Origin of the sequence: Amycolatopsis sp. NPDC051106 (assembly GCF_040682775.1) — a bacterium.
Lineage (GTDB): Bacteria > Actinomycetota > Actinomycetes > Mycobacteriales > Pseudonocardiaceae > Amycolatopsis.
In genome coordinates this window covers 1-17,783 of record NZ_JBFBBQ010000097.1, presented here as the reverse complement: position 1 = coordinate 17,783, position 17,783 = coordinate 1, and the positions used below count along the sequence as shown (strand labels likewise).

Genomic DNA, 17,783 nt, shown 5'->3' with positions numbered 1-17,783 from the left:
TCCATTCGCTACCATGGTCGGCGCCCCCGTACCCCAATTCGAATGTATTGGGAAGGATTCCGATGCTGTCTGCGGTCGTTGCTGCCGTAATGGCGCTTTCCTCTGTGGTCACCCCGCATTCGTGGAACACCCCTCCGCCGCCCGACAAAATCGTCATCGACGTCGTCAACGCCAATGGCACGGGCTGCCCGGCCGGCACGTCCGCGGTGGCGGTGTCGCAGGACAACACGGCGTTCACCGTGACCTACAGCGCTTACACGGCGCTGGTCGGGGTCGGCGCCGGGCCGCTGGACGCCCGGAAGAACTGCCAGATCGGCTTGCGGGTGCACGTGCCGCAGGGGTTCACCTACGGAATCGCGCAGGCGGACTACCGCGGATTCGCCCACTTGGAACGGGGCGCGACCGGCCTGGAAAGAGCGAACTACTATTTCCAGGGCAATTCTCCGACGGCCTACATGCAACATCCGTTGACGGGGCCGTTCGAGGACGACTGGCATTTCACCGATTCGACGGAAGTCGGCGCGATCGTGTTCAAGCCGTGCGGTGAGGAACGCAATCTGAACGTCAACACGGAATTGCGGGCCGCGGCCGGGACGTCGGATCCGAAGAAGACGACGAGCTACGTGACGATGGACTCGACCGACGGCAGCATCACGACCACGTACCACTTCGCGTGGTTGTCCTGTCCCTGATCGGAGCACCGTGAACGCGGGGCGGCGCGGCCGGTCACCGTGCCGCCCCGGCGGTCACTTCTTCGCGGGGGCGCGGGGGTCGGTGGCCTGGACGTCGAAGACGCGGCCGAGGGAGACGAGGGCCTCGTCGAGGTGGCTGAGGCTGGAGAGGACGGCCCGGGTTTCGGCCTGCTCGACGCGGTCGGACACCGGGGTGCCGTCGTCGCGCACGAGCGTGCCGGGGGTGGGGCCGCCCGGCGCGTCGAGTGCTTTGCGGAGGACGTCGATGTTGGCCAGGAGCCGGCCGGTGAACTGGCGCAGGCGGTCGGCGTTCTCGCCGGCGAGCTGCCCGGGCTGGGCGCGGGCGGCGACGTGGCGGGCGCGGAAGGCGATGGTCTCCAGTGTGGTGAGCACGTGCCAGCCGTAGTCGCGGCGGGCGCTGCGGAGGTTGACCGGGTGGGTGAGCGGTTCGATGGTGGTGCGGACCTGTTCGACGGCGCGGTCGAGGTCGCGGGAGAGTTCGATGATGTTGACGTTCTCTTCGCCGGCGAGCAGGTCGCGGGTGTGTTCGAGGAACTCCGCCAGCTCGTCGAGCACGGCGGAGATGTCGTCGAGCATGACCGAGCGGGTGCGGACGGGGACGATGACGACGGCGGCGAGGATGCCCGCGGCGGCACCGACGGCGGTTTCGGCGACGCGGATCCACAGCACTTCGAGGCTGAACGTGCCGAGCAGGCTGTAGAGCAGGCCGAGCATGCTCGTGATGAAGAAGGCCATCACGACCTGGGAGACGCGGGCGGTGTAGACCATCCCGAACACGCACACCAGGATCAGCGAGAGCGTGGCGGCGGTGTTGCCGCCGACCAGGAGCGCGAGCAGGACGCCGCCGACGATGCCGATGAGGGTGCCGCCGAGGCGGCGGACGCCCTTGACGAAGGTGGCGCCGGCGCTGGAGGCGCCGATGAACACGACGAAGACGGTGAGGACGGCCCAGTACCAGCGCTGGTGGGAGACGAGTTCGCCGCCGAGCACGGCGAGCCCGCCGCCGACGACGGCCTGGATGGCGCTGCGGGTGCGGTTGTCGTAGGCGAACGCGGGGGTCGGCTCGTCTTCTTCCTCGTCGAGGGGGTCCACTGCGGACTCGGGGGCGGCGGCGCGCTGGGCGCGGTCGTCGGCCAGGGCCAGCTCGGCCAGCGCCTTGCGGACGCCGTCGCCGGGGGCGGCGTGTTCGTCGATGCGGCTGCCTTCGACGAGCATGCGGCTGTACTCGCCGGTCTGGCTGATCAGCGGGAGCTCGCGCGGGTCGCGTTCCATGAGGGCCCGGAAGCGGGCGAGCCGGGCGATGAGGTCGTCGCGGACGTCGGTGGTGAGCTCGGCGGAGCAGGTGCGCTGGACGGTGATCGCGAGCCACTGCACGGCGAGCTCGACCTCGATGGCGCGGCGGCGCAGCCGGTCGGCGGCGCGGGCGTCGACGACGTCGGGCGCGGCGTCCTCGATGAGCAGGACGCACTCGTGGAGGCGGCTGATCGCCGAGCGGAGCTGCTTGCGGGTGCGTTCGCTGCCGTTGACGGCCAGGTAGGCCTCGGTGGCGCGGACGACGGCGGCGAGGCGGGCGCGGAAGGCCCGGCGCACGCGCAGGAACTCGGCCTCGGCGTTGTGGCGCAACAGGACGAACCGGACGACGGCGTTGGCGAGGACGCCGACGCCGAGCGCCATCAGCAGCTGCGGGACCTGCGCGAGGTGGGCCTGCAGGAACATCGGGAAGAAGAACAGGAAGAAGCCGATCGAGCCGAGGGCGGTGCCGCGGGCGCCGAAGCGCTGGGCGTAGACGGCGACGAAGATCAGCAGGACGAACACGATGCTGTCGAGCGGCGGCATGGCCGAGCCGAGGCTGGCGACGGTGATCGAGGCGGCGCCGGTGAGGAACGCCAGGACGAGCGTGACGGCCTGGCTGCCCGGGGTGGGGTCGTTGACGGTGAAGGCCGTCATCATCGCGGCGATGGCGCCGACGAGCATGACGGTCAGCGGCAGGTGGGCGGGGAGCAGCGCGCCGACGGCGAGGACGATGCCGAGGACGGCGGAGCCGGCCAGCCGCAGCCGGACCAGGCCGGGGTCGGCCGCCGCGAGCCGGTCGAGGGCGGCGGTGCGGAAGTGGTTCATCGGGCGAGCAGCTCCCACTGGGCGAGGGTGGCGCGGCGGCCGCGGGTGGCGGTGATCCGCAGCCGGTAACGGGCGCAGGCGGCCGGGGTGGCCAGGACGAAGGGCCGGGTCTGGCGGCGCCAGCGGAACAGCTCGCCGGTGCGTTCGTCGAGGGTGGTCCAGTCGGCGCCGTCGTCGGAGCCTTCCAGCACCCAGGCGCTGGGATCGCCGCCGCGGCCGCCGGAGGTGAGCGTGTACATCGTGACTTCGCGGGATTCGCCGGTGACGGTGAACTCGATGGCCGGGGTGGCGCCGCGGAAGGTGACCTCGGTGCGGGTGGTGTCGTCGAAGAGCGCGTCGACGCTCTTGGCGTCCTCACTGGCGGCGGTGCCGGTCAGGTCGGAGATCGGGTCCGGCTGTTCGGCGGGCGGCGGCGGGGCACCCCAGGCGGTGGGTTCGGTGGTGAGGTCGAAGACCAGTTCGGCGCCGCCGGCGAGGGTGGCGTGGGCGATGGTCGTCGCGTCGTGTGGTTCGCCGTCGACGGTCAGGCCGCGGACGTAGACGGTGTCGTCGGTGTTGCCGGGGGCGCGGACGACGAGCTTCTTGCCCTCGCCCAGGTGCACGGTCGCCTTCTCGAACAGCGGTGAGCCGATCGCGTAGCGGGGGCTGCCGACGGCCAGGGGGTAGAAGCCCAGGGCGCTGAACACCCACCACGCGGACATCTCGCCGTTGTCCTCGTCGCCGGGGTAGCCCTGCCCGATTTCGCTGCCGAGGTAGAGCCGCCGCAGCACCTCGCGCACGACGCGCTGGGCCTTCGCGGGCGCGCCGGCGAGGTTGTAGACGTACGGGATGTGGTGCGAGGGCTGGTTGGAGTGGCCGTACTGCCCCATGCGGATGTCGCGGGCTTCGGTCATCTCGTGGATCAGGCCGCCGTACGCGCCGGGGCGGCGGCCGGTCTCGGGGGTGGCGAAGAACTCGTCGAGCTTGGCTTCGAGGCCGGCGTTGCCGCCGTGCAGTGCCGCGAGGCCGGGGCCGTCGTGGGGTGCGGTGAAGGCGGTGTTCCAGGCGTTCGTCTCGACGAAGTCGCCGCCCCAGGCGGCCGGGTCGTAGCCCTCGGGGGCGAACTTGCGGCGGCCGTCGCGGTGGCGGCCCTGGAAGAAGCCGATCTTCGGGTCGAAGTGGTGGACGTAGTGCTTCGCGCGCTCGTGGAAGTAGGCGGCGTAGTCCGCGTACATCCGCGCCCGGGGTCCTTCGCTTTCCCGGGAGAGCGCGTCGGAGAGGTTGGCGAGGCCGAAGTCGTTGATGCACCCCTCCAGCGCCCAGGACAGTCCCTCGTGGACTGACGTGGGGGTGTAGCCGAGGAAGATCGACTGCTCGAGCCCCTTGCGCCCGACCGAGCGGTGCGGCGGGGTGACGGTGGCGTTCTTGAGAGCGGCGTCGAAAGCGGCTTCGACGTCGAAATTGCGGACGCCTTTGAGGTAGGCGTCGGCGAAGGCGACGTCGGAGCTGGTGCCGGTCATCAGGTCCGCGTACCCGGGTGAGGACCACCGCGAGATCCAGCCGCCTTCGCGGTACTGCTGGACGAACCCGTCGACCATCCGGCCGCACTGCGCCGGGCTGAGCAGCGCGTACGCGGGCCAGGTGGTGCGGTAGGTGTCCCAGAACCCGTTGTTGACGTACAGCTCGCCGTCGACGACCTTCGCGCCGGTGCGCCGCCGGGTGCTCGGCCACCACCGGCGCACCACCGGGCTGGCGTGCCGGACGCCCTTCGGGGTGTTCTCGTGGGCGACGTTCGGGTAGAGGAACAGCCGGTACAGGTTGGAGTACAGCGTGGTCCGCTGGTCCTCGGTGGCGCCTTCGACCTCGATCTTGCTCAGGTGCTCCTGCCAGAGTTCGCGGGCCTGGTCGCGGACCTGCTCGAACGTCGTCCCGGCGGGGATCTCCAGCTCGAGGTTGCGCTTGGCCTGCGCGAGGCTGATCAGCGACGTCGCGATCCGCAGCGTCGCGTCGGGACCGTCGAACTCGAAGTAGCCCGAGACGCGCCGCCAGGGCGGCACCCGGACCTTGGCGCCGCGGGTCGCCGGGGCGTCGGTCACGCCGTAGACGAACATCCGGCGCGCACCGGCGGACAGGCGGCTGCGGACCCGCGTGTACCCGCTGATCTCGCCGGTGTCGGCGTTCAGGCGGAGCCGGCCGCGGTTGGCGGCGTTGTCGAACAGCAGCCAGCCGTGCTTCTCGGGGAAGGTGAAACGCAGGATCGCCGCGTGGGACGTCGGGGCGAGGTCGGCGGTCATGCCGTTGGCGAACCGGACGCCGTAGTGGTGCGGCGAGTCGGTCTCGTCGTCGTGGGAGAAGGCCAGGGCGCGCTTGCGGCGGTCGCGCTGCAGCGGGCCGGTGCCGGGCATGACGTGGAAGGTGTGCCGGTCGCCCATCCACGGGCTCGGCTGGTGGCTCAGGGCGAGGGCCTGCAGTGCCGGGCGGTTCTCCGCGTCGTTGTGGCGGTGGTAGGAGTAGATCCAGTTGGTGACACCGGCGTCGGTGACCGGGGTCCAGAAGTTGAACCCGTGCGGCACGGCGGTCGCGGGGAAGTTGTTGCCGCGGGAGAAGTCACCGCTGGAGTGCGTGCCGCGGGTGGTGCGGACGAAGTCGACCGGGTCCCGGGGTGGCTCGCGGCGGTCGGCGACGCGGACGTCGTCGATCCACCCGGTGACCTCGCCTTCGGGAGAGGCGGTCCGCAGCACGATCCGGCTGATCCGGCGGCCCGCGAACGCCCCGAGCGGGCGGCGGACGAGGTTCCACTGGTCCACCCACAGCGTCTTGTCGTCCACCGGAGCGAATCCGGCGGAGGTGCCGTCGGCGAACTCGACGTCGAGGCTGACCCGGGTGGCGTGGTAGGCGGGGATCTCGCCGTCGGCCTGCGGGAAGACCACATAGGACAGCTCGGTGTCCGCGTTGACGGGCACGTCGAGGGTGAACAGGGCGCTGCTCGGGCGGGCGGTGTAGCGCAGGGCCTTCGCCCCGGTGAAGCCGACGCCGGTCTTGGCCGTGGGGGAGCGGTCCGGGCCGCGGTCGACCGTGAGGGCGGGGTCCGCGGGCTGCGGGTCACCGGTTTCGAAGGAGGAGAAGAACACGGCGTCGGACATGCGCTTACCGTATCCGCCGAACGGCGTAGCGTGCGCTCGACGCGGGGAGTGATGGCCGGTGAGCACGCCCACCGTCCGGCACGAAGGCGCCGAGCTGCGCCGCTCCTGCTGCTGATCCCCGGCCGCGGCGACTCCGCACCCGATACGCGAACCGACCGTCCAGGTACGCGAACCGACTGCCTGGGTACGCGAACCGACCCTCCGGGGCAACGGGGTCAGCCCGGACGTCCGCCGAACTGCCAGCGGTGGACCTCGATCCCCGGATACCGACCCGGGGTCAGCACCGCCCGCGCTGTCTCCGCGTCCGGTGCCCTCAGCAGCACCGCCGTCCCCAGCCACGCCGCACCATCATCCGACAGCAACGGCCCGCAGGCGATCAGCTCGTCCCGCGGGGCCGCCACCTCGGCCGGCTCTCCCGAACCGAACCCGAGGACCAGGTAGCGGTCGCCGCCCTCGCGCCCACCCGGGAAGGCCCACATCGTGCGGCCCAGCGCGTTGTGCCAGCGGCGCAGCAGCACGTCCCGGTACGCCCCCGCCTGGTAGCCGGGCTCGTCGAACGCGAACGCGCGCGCCGCCGCCGGGTCCGGCAGGTCGACGATGTGCACGCTGCCCGTCGGGGTGTCGCCGTCGAACGTCGGCCCGCGGGCGATCATCCCCGGGAACCGGTCCATGTAGGCCCAGTGCTCTTCCCGCAGCTGCTCGCGCAAGGCGGTCGAGCCCGGCCGGTCGCGGTGGTAGCAGAAGAACTCCATGGCGCGAGGATGCCCTCCCCGCCGGACCGCGGGGAGGGCATCCACTCGACTACGGGACTAGATCTTCGCGCACTGCCCGGCGGCCGGGCCGCGGACGGTGTTCGGGAGGTCGTAGTCCGTCGGTACCGGCGAGTTGGCCGCGCAGGCCAGCGGGCCGCCGATCGTGCTGGACGTCAGCACCGGCCCGTGGTTGCCGGTCAGTGCGACCGGGCCACCCACCTGCGTCAGCTCGATCGACACCTGGCCGGTCGCCCCGGTGATCGCCACCGGGCCGCCCACCTTCGTGCGGTTCAGCACGACCTGACCCGCGCCCGTGGCGGCGAGCGGGCCCTTGATCTCGCCACCGCGGACGATCAGCGACGCGCCGCCACCCACGGTCACCGGACCCGACACCGTCGCGTCCTGCAGGCACACCGTGCCGGACGAGATCGTGAGCGGGCCGTTCGAAACGCCGGTGATCGTGCGGGTGCAGGCGGCGTCCGGCTTGCCCAGCAGCTCGAACTCGGCCAGCTGCGCCGGGGCGCCGGTGCTGGTCGCGGTGACTTCGAGCTTGTAGTAGGCGTAGTGCGCCGGGTTGGCCACCTTGAACGCGCGGGTCTGCTGCCGCCAGCTGAACGCCTGGTTCGCCTGCTGGTCGGCCACCGCCCACGTCTTGCCGTCGTAGGAGCCCTTCAGCGTCCAGCTCTTCGGGTCGCCCGCACCGGTCTGGGACGTCAGCGTGTAATTCGTGACGGCCTCGTCGGTGTTGTTCAGCTGGTACTGCACGGCCCCGGTGACGGCGGCCTGGGTGCGCGAGGTGTTGTCGAGCAGCGCACCGGCGTTCGATCCGTCCGAAGTGGACAGGGTGCCCTTGCCGGGGCCGGTCTCGTCGTGCAGCGGCGCCGGCACCGCGTCACCCTGGGTGATCGACTTCGGTGCGTCGTTCGGGCCGGTACCCCACGAGGAGGGGTTCGGTCCCATGTCGAAGTCGATGACCCCGCCGCGCGCGATCAGGTCCTGCGACAGCGACGTCGAGCTGTACGCCTTGCCGTTGACCTTCACACCCTGGACGTAGACGTTCTTCGCGTTGTTCTTCGGCGCGTTGATCACCAGGTCCTTGCCGCCGGCCAGGTGGATCGTCGCCTTCTTGAACAGCGGCGACCCGATCACGTAGTTCGGGCTGCCCATCTGCAGTGGGTAGAAGCCCAGCGCGCTGAAGGTCCACCAGGCCGACTGCTCGCCGTTGTCCTCGTCGCCCGCGTAGCCCTGCCCGATCTCGCTGCCGGTGTAGAGCCGCGAGAGCGCCTCGCGGACCTTCGCCTGCGTCTTCGACGGCTGACCGGCGTAGTCGTACATGTAGAGCGTGTGGTGCGAGGCCTGGTTGGAGTGGCCGAGCTGGCCCATCCGCACGTCCCGCGCCTCGCGCATCTCGTGGATCACGCCACCGTAGGAGCCCGGGAAGTTCGCGGTCTCCTGGTCGGCGAAGAACGCGTCGAGCTTCTTCGCCAGGCCCGCCTTGCCGCCGTAGAGGTTCGCCAGGCCCTGACCGTCCTGCGGCACGGAGAACGCCATGCCCCAGCCGTCGGTTTCGGTGTAGTCGATGCCCCACACCCGCGGGTCGTAGTCCTGCGTCGACCGGCTGAACTTGCCCGCCGCGTCCCGGCCCTGGAAGAACCCGACGCTCGGGTCGAACAGGTTCACGTACTGCTGGGCCCGGCTGGTGAAGTACTCGTAGTTCGAGAGGTACTCCTGCTTGCGCGGATCGCTCACCGGAGCCTCGTCGTAGAGCTTCTTCGACAGGTTCGCGATGCCGAAGTCGTTGACGTACCCCTCGATCGACCACGAGAACCCGTGGTCGGCGGTGTTCGGCGCGTACCCGAGGAACATGCCCTCGTCGACGCCCTTGCGGCCGACCGCGTTGTTCGGCGGCGTCACCGTCGCGTCCTTCAGCGCCGCGTCGTAGAACGACTTGACGTCGAAGTTCTTCACGCCCTTGAGGTAGGCGTCGGCGAAGGCCACGTCGGCGCTGGTGCCGGTCATCAGGTCGGCGTAGCCCGGCGAGGACCACCGGGAGATCCAGCCGCCGTCGCGGTACTGCTGCACGAACCCGTCGACCATCTTCCCGGCCATGTCCGGCGTGAGCAGCGAGTACGCCGGCCAGGTGGTGCGGTAGGTGTCCCAGAACCCGTTGTTGACGTAGGTCTGGCCGTCGACGATCTTCGACCCGGTCTGCGTCGGGGTGTCCGCGCCGACCTTCGGCGAGACGAAACTCGCGTACTTGTAGGCCGGCTTCTGGACCGTGCCGGTGTTCTCGAACCCGGAGTTCGGGTAGAGGAACAGCCGGTACAGGTTCGAGTAGAGCGTCGTGAGCTGGTCCTTCGACGCGCCCTCGACCTCGATCACCTTGAGCTGGTCGTCCCAGACCCGCTGCGCGGCGTCGCGGACGGTGTCGAAGGTCGCGTTCGGCGCGATCTCCTGCGCCAGGTTCTTCTTCGCCTGCTCGACGCTGAGCAGCGACGTCGCGATCCGCATGTTCACGGTCTTGTCGGCGCCGGCGGCGAACCGCAGGTAGCCGGCGACGTCGTCGTGACCCTGCCCGGTGAGCTTCCCGCCGGCGGTTACCGGCTTGTCGAAGCTCGCGTAGACGAACATCCGGCCCGCACCCGCTGACAGGCCGCTCTTGACGTCGGTGAAGCCCGACAGCGTGCCGGTCGCGGTGTCGAGCGTCAGCCCGCCCTGGTTCTTGAAGTTGTCGAAGATCAGGCTGGAGTCGGCGCCCGGGAAGGAGAACCGGAACATCGCCGCGTGGTCGGTCGGCGCGATCTCGGTCTTGATCCCGTTCTCGAACTGCACGCCGTAGTAGTGCGCGCGAGCGGTTTCGTTGTCGTGCTTGAACGCCAGCGCCCGGGCGTCATGGTTCGCGTCCGGCACCCCGGTGGCCGCCGACGGCATCACCTGGAAGGTCTGCCGGTCGCCCATCCACGGGCTCGGCTCGTGGCTGACGCTGAACGCCTGCAGCTCCGGCAGGTTCTGCTCGTTGTTCTGGCTGTGGTAGTTGTACATCCACCGCACGTCGTCGTTGTCGGCGTTCGCGTCGGTCACCGGGGTCCAGAAGTTGAACCCGTGCGGCACGGCCGTGGCCGGGAAGTTGTTGCCCCGGGAGAACGAGCCGTTGGCCATGGTGCCCCGCGTGGTGAGCACGTTGTCGGTCGGGCGGGTGCTCGCCGGCGGCGTCGGCGTGGCGGAGATCTTCACGTCGTCCAGCCAGCCCTGCAGCGAGCCGGGGCCGTCGGGGTTGTCGTAGCCGACGAGGATCCGGTCGATCGTCTTGCCCTTGGCCACCGTGCCGATCGCCGAGCGCACCAGGTTCCACTGGTTGGTGTAGAGCACCTTGCTCGCGCCCTGGCCTTCGGGCGTCAGCGGGAAGCCGTACTGGTCGGTCGCGCCGAGGTCGCGCAGCCGGGTGCCGTCGGTGAAGACCAGGTCGATCGCGACGTTCGTGCTCTGGTACTTCAGGTCACCGGTGATGAACTGCGGCTGCACCTTGTAGGACAGCTCGGTCGAGGCGACGACCGGCACGTTCACGTCAAAGACCTTGTTGTACGACCAGCCGTGGCCGTCCGCGGTCTGGCTGCCGGAGTAGCGGAATGCCTTGAGCCCGGTGAAGCCGACGCGGTTCTTGTTCGTGTAGCCGCTGGTCGGGCCGGAGTCGGTGAAGCTGCGCATGTTCGGCAGCGGCGGCGGCGCCGGCTCGTCGTTGGCCAGCAGCAGCTCCGACAGCTGCAGGATCGGCCCGCCGTTGTTGCGGGTGACGTTCAGCCGGAAGAACTTGTACGCCGCGCTCGGCGCGGCCAGCTGGTAGTCCTTCCGCTGGAACCGCTCGGTGAACGCCTGGTCGGCCTGCTTGTCCAGGTCCGTCCAGGTCAGGGCGTCGGTGGAGCCCTGCAGCGTCCAGTCCTTCGGGTCGCGGTTGTCGAAGTCGTTGGCCGACGACAGCGCGTAGTGCGTGATCGAGGTGGGCTCCGACAGCGTGATCTGCGCCCACGCCGTCGGGTCCCAGGACAGCCACTTCGTGTCCGTGGTCCCGTCGACGAGGTTCGACACCACCTCGCCGCCACTGGCGTTCTCGCTGCTCGCGCTCGTCTCGGTCACCTTGCCGCGGATGTCGCCGGGGATGGCCGTGCCGTTCGCGCCGTTGATGCCGGACGCGCGGGGCTTGCCCGCCGCGTCGGTGTCGACGGTGTCGGTCCAGGTCGGCTGGACGTCACCGGGTTCGAAGGAGGACGAGAAATCGGCGGGGAGGGCGTCTTCGGCGGCGGACGAGGCCGCGGGGAGGGCGACCAGGCCGGCGGCGACCACGGCGGCGGTCACCAGGAAAGCGACCGGCGGTCTGGCGCTTCGGGGCATCGTTGCTCCAAGCTCTGGAGGGTGAACGGGGGACCGACGGACGGGGACCGGCGGTGCCCAGGAAGCGAAACGCGCGGGTGACATCGATGTCAAGACCGGTCGGCAAACCTGACCAGAACTGGACAACCGAGGGGAACGGGACCCGAATGAGCACAGTCCGGATCTTCACCGCCGTCGTCACACTCTTCCTCGCCACGGCCGGATTCGGCCCGGCGACCGCCACCGCCGCGCCGGACTCCGCCATCCGGCCCGCCACCACCTGCGGCGACCTGGTCCGCGGGTTCGCCCTCCCGGGCGCCACCACACACGTCACCTCGGCGGCCGTCGTCGCCGCGACCGGCACCGACCCCGAGTACTGCGGCGTCCAGGGCTACGTCGAGCCCGCCGTCCGCTTCGAGCTGCGGCTGCCCACCAAGACCTACGCCGGCCGCTACCTGCAGTACGGCTGCGGCGGCTTCTGCGGCATCGTCACCCCGCCCGCCTTCGCCGACTGCGACCTCCCGCACGGTGGCGACGTCGCGGTCGCCGCCACCGACGACGGCCACGTCGGCCGGACCCCCGCCGTCGTCGACGACGGCAGCTGGGGAGCGCACGACCAGGCCGCCCGCGACGACTTCGAGTTCCGCGCACCCCACGTCGTCTCCCGCGCCTCGAAGGCGATCATCCAGGCGTTCTACGGCTCGCCGCCGAAGAAGTCCTACTTCACCGGCTGCTCCGACGGCGGCCGCGAAGGCCTCCTGCTCGCCCAGCGCTACCCGGCCGACTTCGACGGCATCGTCGCCGGCGCCCCCGCGAACTACTGGTCACCGCTGCTCGGGGTGTACCAGACATGGCTCGCGCGGGCGAACGACGCCGCCGACGGCAGCCCCATCCTCACCGCGGCGAAGCTGCCCGCCCTGCACGCCGCCGTCCTCGCCGCCTGCGACCGCCTCGACGGGCTCACCGACGGGCAGCTCGACGACCCGCGCGCCTGCCGCTTCGACCCCGCCACCTTGACCTGCGCCGGCCCCGACACCCCGGCGTGCCTCACCCCGGCGCAGGTCGGCGTCGTGCGGAAGCTGTACGCGCCGCCCACCGACGCCCACGGCACCCTGCTCTACCCCGGCGGCCAGGAACCCGGCTCGGAACTGTCGTGGGCCGGCTGGATCATCGGCGTGCCCGAGACCGGCGGCGTCGGCTTCGCCCGCAGCCTCGCCGACAACTACCTCAAGTACCTCGGCTACCCGATCGGCGCCCCGGCCTCGAAGGTCGACGACTTCGCCTTCACCCGCCGCGAGTTCGACCGGCTCACCCCGGTCGGCGCCCGCTACAACGCGATGAGCCTCGACCTCTCGGCGTTCCAGCGCCGCGGCGGCAAGCTCGTGCTCTGGCACGGCTTCGCCGACCAGGCCATCCCGCCGGCCGGCACGCTCGACTACTACCAGCGGCTCACCCACGGCCGCGGCCAGGACTGGGCGCGGCTGTTCATGGTCCCGTCCCTCTACCACTGCGGCGGCGGCACCACGCTCACCGAGTTCGACCCGCTGAAGGAACTCGTCGCCTGGGTCGAACGCGGCACCGCGCCTGCCAAGGTGACCGCGACCGGCCGCGACGACGCCGGCAACGTCACCCGCACCCGGCCGGTGTTCGCCTACCCCCAGCGCGCGGTCTACGACGGCACCGGCAGCGTCGACGACGCGGCCAACTTCCGCCCGGCCCCGCCTCTCTCGCCGGTCCGGGACGTCGTCGACTGGGCCGGCAACCGGCTGTACGCCATCCCGGGGCCGGTCGCCCGGTAAACCGGTCACGCGGGTCCGGCGTCGTCGCTAAGGTCACGATCATGACGACGCCGGAACCCGCCGACCGTGTCCTCGCCCGCGCCTCCCTCGCCGACGGCAGCCCGACCCGCTGGTTCGACGAGCTCTACACCGCCGCCGCGCGCGGCGAGGCCGAGGTGCCGTGGACCCGCGGCAAGCCGAACGCGGCGCTCGCCGGCTGGCTGCGTCCCGGCGAAGGCCGCCGCGCGCTGGTCGTCGGCAGCGCCCTGGGCGACGACGCCGAACTGCTGGCGTCGGCCGGGTGGGCGGTGACGGCGTTCGACGTCGCCTCGTCCGCGGTCGAAGCCGCCCGCGCCCGGTTCCCGGAGTCAGGAGTGGACTACGTGGTGGCGGACCTGCTGAAGCCACCGGGGGAGTGGCACCAGGCGTTCGACCTGGTCGTGGAGATCATCAACATCCAGGCCATGCCCCGCGACTTCCGGGCGGCCGCGATCACGTCCCTGGCCGGGTTCCTCGCCCCCGGCGGCACGATGCTGGTGTCGGAGGTGGCGGCGGAGAACGTGGCCGCCGAGCCGGGACCGCCCTGGCCGTTCACCCGGGCGGAGATCGAGTCGGCCGCCCAAGGCGGCGTGCGGCTGGTCAGCCTGGAGACCATCCACGACGGCCTCCGCTACTGGGCCGAGTTCACACGGTAGCGAGGAACCGGGACAGCACCCGCGTCCCGAAGTGCAGGCCCTCCACCGGGACCCGCTCGTCCACCCCGTGCGCCATCGCGCGGTACGGGAAGCCCTTCGGCAGCCACAGCGGCGCGAACCCGTAGTTGGCGATCCCCAGTTGGGCGAACGCTTTCGCGTCCGTGCCGCCGCCCAGGCAGTACGGCACCACGACGGCCTCGGGGTCCTCGGCGCGCAGCGCATCGGCCATCGCCGAGAACCACGGCGAGTCCACCGGCGCCTGCACCGGCGGCTGGTGCGCCACGAACTCCCGCGTCACCCCGGCACCGAGCAGCTCGTCCAGCGCCGCGAACAACGACTCCTCGGTGCCCGGCAGCACCCGGACGTCGACCTGCGCGGTCGCCGTCGACGGGATCACGTTCACCTTGTACCCCGCTTCGAGCATCGTCGGGGTCGTGCTGTTGCGGACCGTCGGCAGCACCAGCCCGCCCGCCGGGCCCAGCGCCGCCACCGCCGCGTCCACCCCGTCCGAAGAGGACAGGTCCACCGGCACCCCGAGCGCGTCACCGGTCCGCTCCAGGAACGCCCGCACCGCCGGGGTCAGCGTCACCGGCCAGCGGTGCGCGGCGATCCGGTGCAACGCGCCCACCAGCCGGGTGACGGCGTTCTCGTCGTTGGGCCGCGAGCCGTGCCCCGCGCGGCCGCGGGCGGTCAACCGCAGGTGCGCGGTGCCGCGCTCGGCCGTCCCGACCGGGTACAGGTGCACGTCACGGCCGTCGGCGGCCGGCACGTGGTAGGTGTAGCCGCCCGACTCGCTGATCGCCGCTTCGCAGCCTTCGAACAGCTCCGGATGCGTCGCGACCAGCCAGTGCGCGCCCCACTCGCCGCGGTCCTCCTCGTCGGCGACGAACGCCAGCACCAGCTCCCGCCGCGGGCGCACCCCGCCGGCCAGCGCGGCGAGCACCATCGCGACGAAGTCCTTCATGTCGGTCGCGCCGCGGCCCCACAGGTAGCCGTCGCGGATCTCGCCGGCGAACGGATCCACCGACCAGTCCGCGGCGTCCGCCGGGACGACGTCGAGGTGGCCCTGCACCAGCAGCGCGGGCAACGACGGATCGGTGCCGGGCACCCGCGCGATCACACTGGCCCGGCCGGGTGCGGCCTCGAGGATCTTCGCCGGGATGCCGAGCGAGTCCAGGACCGCCGCCACGTACTCCGCGGCCGGCCGTTCGGGCTCGGCGTCGTTGTTCCCGCGGTTGGTCGTGTCGAACCGGATCAGGTCCGCGCACAGCCCGGCAGCGTCCGCCACGTCAGCCATAGATGCCCTGCACCGCCCCGCCCGCGATCGCGGTGACGACCTTGAACGCCTTCATCGCCTCGGTCATGGTCACCGCGTCGAACCCGACCCGCCGGGTGCCGATCTGCTCCACCGTCGGGATCACCGCCGTCGCCTGGGCCAGGTGGCTCGCGTCGAACTCCACCTCGATCCGGTGGCCCCCGACCTGGCGTTCTTCGCGTCCGGCCCGCGCCATCGCGTCGGCCGCCGCGCCGGTCAGCAGGTCCGCCGTGCGCGCCGGCGGCAGGCAGATCGCCGCGTACCGGCTGACGCACTCCTTGACCTGGACCAGCTCCGCTTCCGGAGCGTAGTCACGGGCGTCGTCACACGTTTTGTCGTCACCCGAAACGAGCAGGACCGGGACGCCGTACTCCGCGGCCATCGCCGCGTTCAGCCGGCCCTCGCTCGCCGGGACGTCGTCCAGCCACACCCCGGTGATCTGGTTCTCCAGGTAGGTGTGGGAAAGCACCCCGTCGGCGCCGGCGCCGGCGTGGTAGCCCAGGAACACCACACCGTCCACACCGGAATCGATGCCCTGCATCATCGAGAGCGGCTTGTGCCGCCCGGTCAGCATCCTCGCCCGCGGGTCGAGGTCCTCCAGCAGCAGGTTCCGCTGCGACGAATGCGCCTCGTTGACCAGCACGTCCCCGGCCCCGGCCTCGTACAGCCCGGCCAGCACCGCGTTGACGTCGCCGGTGAACAGCCGGCGGAAGCGGTCCCACTGCGGCGAGCCGGGCACGACGTCGTCGGTCCAGGTGACGCCGGTGGCGCCCTCCATGTCCGCCGAGATCAGGATGCGCATGCCCGGCACTCTAGCCAGGCCGCCGCGGCCCCGGACACGGATCCCCGATCACGGTGCGTCACCGAACTCGATCGATAACGATCGGACACCTGCCGAGGCGGCAACATATTGCGCGGTTGTCGGGGTATGTGGTTACTTCTCGTCCTTGGGGAGGCTTCACAGCGAGAACGATGGGGTGGTTTTTGGTGCATTTCCCACGCAGAACCGGCCGGTTCGGCCGCGTCGGCGCGGTCGTCGCGGCCGCGACCTTGGCGGCGATCCCGCTCGCGGTCCCGGCCCAGGCCCAGCAGGGCAAGGTGCTGCGGGTCGCGCTGACCACCGGCATCGACCACCTGAACCCGTTCACCGCCGTGCTCGCCGCGTCCACGCAGATCGGCCGGTTCACCTACGAGTTCCTCACCGTCCCGAACGCGGAGAAGGCCGAGGCCTCGCCCGCCCTCGCCGAGTCCTGGACGCCGTCGCCCGACAAGCTGACCTGGACGTTCAAGATCCGCAGCGGCGCCAAGTGGAGCGACGGGCAGCCCGTCACCGCCAAGGACGCGGCGTTCACGTTCAACCGCATGCTCACCGACGAGAACGCCCGCACCGCCAACGGCAACTACGTGGGCAACTTCGAGACGGTCACCGCGCCCGACGACACCACCCTCGTCATCAAGACGAAGACCGTGCAGGTCAACATGAACCTGCTCGACGTGCCGATCGTGCCCCGGCACATCTGGGAAGGCGTCAAGGACCTCAAGGACCCCGCGACCGACGACCTCAAGATCGCCGGCGTCTCCGACGGGCCGTTCCAGGTCACCGAGTACAAGCCGAACGAGTACGTCAAGCTCAAGGCCAACAAGGACTACTGGCGCGGCGCCCCGAAGATCGACGAACTGCAGCTGCTGCAGTTCAAGGACACCGAAGCCGCGGTCAACGCGCTCAAGCAGGGCGAAGTCGACGTCATCAACCGGCTCAACCCCAACCAGTTCGCCGCGCTGCAGGGCCAGGACGGCATCACCACCAACGCCGCCCCGGGCCGCCGCTACGACGAGCTCGCGTTCAACTTCGGCGTCACCGACAGCTCGAACAACCCCATCGGGGACGGCAACCCGGTCCTCAAGGACATCAACGTCCGCAAGGCGATCACCCAGGCCGTCGACACGCAGTCGCTGGTGGACAAGGTGCTCAAGGGTCTCGGCCAGGTCGGCGGCGGTGTTGTGCCGCCGGTCTACAGCGCCTACCACTGGGACCCGAGCGACACCGAAAAGATCAAGTTCGACCTCGCCGCCGCCAACGCCACCCTCGAGCAGGCCGGCTACAAGAAGGGCCCGGACGGCGTCCGCACCGCCCCCGGCGGCGCCAAGCTGGAGCTGCGCCTGACCGGGCACGCCAACCGCAGCTACGACCAGGGCGTCGCCCAGTACGTCAGCGGCTGGCTCAAGGACATCGGCATCACCGTCAAGCAGGACCTGGTCTCCGACGACGAGCTGTCCGACCGCACCGCCACCGGCAAGTACGACCTCGCCATCGGCGGCTACGGCACCAACCCCGACCCGGACTACGCGCTCTCGCTGCACACCTGCGCCGCGCGGCCCAGCGCCGACGGCAAGGGCGGCAGCACCGACACGTTCTTCTGCGACGCCGCCTACGACGACCTCTACAAGAAGCAGCTCACCGAGACCGACGACGCCAAGCGCGCGGACTACGTCAAGCAGGCCCAGGCCCGGCTCTACAGCCAGTTCCCGACGATCGTGCTCGACTACCAGAACGCGCTCGAGGCCTACCGCTCCGACAAGTTCTCCGCCTTCACCACCCAGCCGCAGCCCAAGGGCGCGATCCTCGAGCAGACCGGCTACTGGGGCGTCTACGGCGCCACCCCGGCCGGCACCGAGGCCACGGCCGACTCCGGCAGCAGCGGCACCGTCGTGTGGATCGTCGTCGGCGCCATCGTCGTCGTGATCATCGTGGTGGGCGGCGTCGTCATCAGCCGCCGCAACAAGACCTCGGAAGACCGCGAGTAAGGATGACCGCCCCCGAACAAGCCGCGGTGCTCGTCGGGGTGGCGCCGTAGACGCCCCAGTAGCCGGTCTGCTCGAGGATCGCGCCCTTGGGCTGCGGCTGGGTGGTGAAGGCGGAGAACT

10 protein-coding genes are annotated in these 17,783 nt (G+C 70.9%); 4 read left to right on the top strand and 6 right to left on the bottom strand.

Annotated features, from left to right (window positions below; genetic code table 11):
- The first annotated feature begins 62 nt into the window (after positions 1-62).
- Positions 63-692 carry a DUF4360 domain-containing protein gene (locus AB0M83_RS40910; protein ID WP_364525962.1) on the top strand — a complete coding sequence of 210 codons (630 nt, stop codon included), beginning with the start codon at positions 63-65 and terminating at the stop codon, positions 690-692.
- A gap of 54 nt (positions 693-746) precedes the next feature.
- On the opposite strand, the gene AB0M83_RS40905 is transcribed toward AB0M83_RS40910, so the two are convergent.
- The 4 genes from AB0M83_RS40905 to AB0M83_RS40890 form a co-directional block, all read right to left on the bottom strand.
- The gene (locus AB0M83_RS40905) at positions 747-2,831 is read right to left on the bottom strand and encodes an FUSC family protein (protein ID WP_364525960.1); all 2,085 of its coding nucleotides are present in this window, start codon (positions 2,829-2,831) and stop codon (positions 747-749) included.
- Entirely contained in the window at positions 2,828-5,953 is a 3,126-nt protein-coding gene (locus AB0M83_RS40900; protein ID WP_364525959.1) for a GH92 family glycosyl hydrolase, read from the bottom strand. The genes AB0M83_RS40905 and AB0M83_RS40900 overlap by 4 nt, the downstream gene beginning before the upstream one ends.
- Before the next feature lie 215 nt (positions 5,954-6,168).
- The gene (locus AB0M83_RS40895; RefSeq protein ID WP_364525957.1) at positions 6,169-6,705 is read right to left on the bottom strand and encodes a YciI family protein; all 537 of its coding nucleotides are present in this window, start codon (positions 6,703-6,705) and stop codon (positions 6,169-6,171) included.
- 57 nt (positions 6,706-6,762) lie between these two features.
- Positions 6,763-11,091, bottom strand: a complete 4,329-nt coding sequence (locus tag AB0M83_RS40890) for a GH92 family glycosyl hydrolase (RefSeq protein ID WP_364525955.1) — start codon at positions 11,089-11,091, stop codon at positions 6,763-6,765.
- A 146-nt stretch (positions 11,092-11,237) separates the two neighbouring features.
- On the opposite strand from AB0M83_RS40890, the gene AB0M83_RS40885 reads away from it, so the two are divergent.
- Both AB0M83_RS40885 and AB0M83_RS40880 read left to right on the top strand, forming a co-directional pair.
- Positions 11,238-12,869 (top strand): tannase/feruloyl esterase family alpha/beta hydrolase, encoded by a 1,632-nt coding sequence (locus AB0M83_RS40885; RefSeq protein ID WP_364525953.1) that lies wholly within the window; start codon positions 11,238-11,240, stop codon positions 12,867-12,869.
- Between the two features lie 41 nt (positions 12,870-12,910).
- Positions 12,911-13,543, top strand: a complete 633-nt coding sequence (locus AB0M83_RS40880; protein ID WP_364525951.1) for a class I SAM-dependent methyltransferase — start codon at positions 12,911-12,913, stop codon at positions 13,541-13,543.
- On the opposite strand, the gene AB0M83_RS40875 is transcribed toward AB0M83_RS40880, so the two are convergent.
- Together AB0M83_RS40875 and AB0M83_RS40870 are read right to left on the bottom strand one after the other, a co-directional pair.
- Positions 13,533-14,840, bottom strand: coding sequence for a M20/M25/M40 family metallo-hydrolase (locus tag AB0M83_RS40875; RefSeq protein WP_364525950.1), 1,308 nt, complete (start codon positions 14,838-14,840; stop codon positions 13,533-13,535). The genes AB0M83_RS40880 and AB0M83_RS40875 overlap by 11 nt on opposite strands.
- The gene (locus tag AB0M83_RS40870; RefSeq protein ID WP_364525948.1) at positions 14,833-15,660 is read right to left on the bottom strand and encodes a M55 family metallopeptidase; all 828 of its coding nucleotides are present in this window, start codon (positions 15,658-15,660) and stop codon (positions 14,833-14,835) included. Before AB0M83_RS40870 ends, AB0M83_RS40875 begins: the two co-directional genes overlap by 8 nt.
- A gap of 170 nt (positions 15,661-15,830) precedes the next feature.
- Here AB0M83_RS40870 and AB0M83_RS40865 point away from each other — a divergent pair, with 170 nt between their 5' ends.
- A complete protein-coding gene (locus AB0M83_RS40865; RefSeq protein ID WP_364525946.1) occupies positions 15,831-17,663 on the top strand; it encodes an ABC transporter substrate-binding protein in 1,833 nt (610 codons plus the stop codon).
- Positions 17,664-17,783: the final 120 nt, after the last annotated feature.

Coding starts and splice junctions, on each gene's coding strand:
- AB0M83_RS40900 (WP_364525959.1), bottom strand. CDS start 5,953: ATGTCCGACGCCGTGTTCTTCTCCTCCTTCGAAACCGGTGACCCGCAG.
- AB0M83_RS40865 (WP_364525946.1), top strand. CDS start 15,831: ATGGGGTGGTTTTTGGTGCATTTCCCACGCAGAACCGGCCGGTTCGGC.
- AB0M83_RS40895 (WP_364525957.1), bottom strand. CDS start 6,705: ATGGAGTTCTTCTGCTACCACCGCGACCGGCCGGGCTCGACCGCCTTG.
- AB0M83_RS40875 (WP_364525950.1), bottom strand. CDS start 14,840: ATGGCTGACGTGGCGGACGCTGCCGGGCTGTGCGCGGACCTGATCCGG.
- AB0M83_RS40910 (WP_364525962.1), top strand. CDS start 63: ATGCTGTCTGCGGTCGTTGCTGCCGTAATGGCGCTTTCCTCTGTGGTC.
- AB0M83_RS40890 (WP_364525955.1), bottom strand. CDS start 11,091: ATGCCCCGAAGCGCCAGACCGCCGGTCGCTTTCCTGGTGACCGCCGCC.
- AB0M83_RS40885 (WP_364525953.1), top strand. CDS start 11,238: ATGAGCACAGTCCGGATCTTCACCGCCGTCGTCACACTCTTCCTCGCC.
- AB0M83_RS40905 (WP_364525960.1), bottom strand. CDS start 2,831: ATGAACCACTTCCGCACCGCCGCCCTCGACCGGCTCGCGGCGGCCGAC.
- AB0M83_RS40870 (WP_364525948.1), bottom strand. CDS start 15,660: ATGCGCATCCTGATCTCGGCGGACATGGAGGGCGCCACCGGCGTCACC.
- AB0M83_RS40880 (WP_364525951.1), top strand. CDS start 12,911: ATGACGACGCCGGAACCCGCCGACCGTGTCCTCGCCCGCGCCTCCCTC.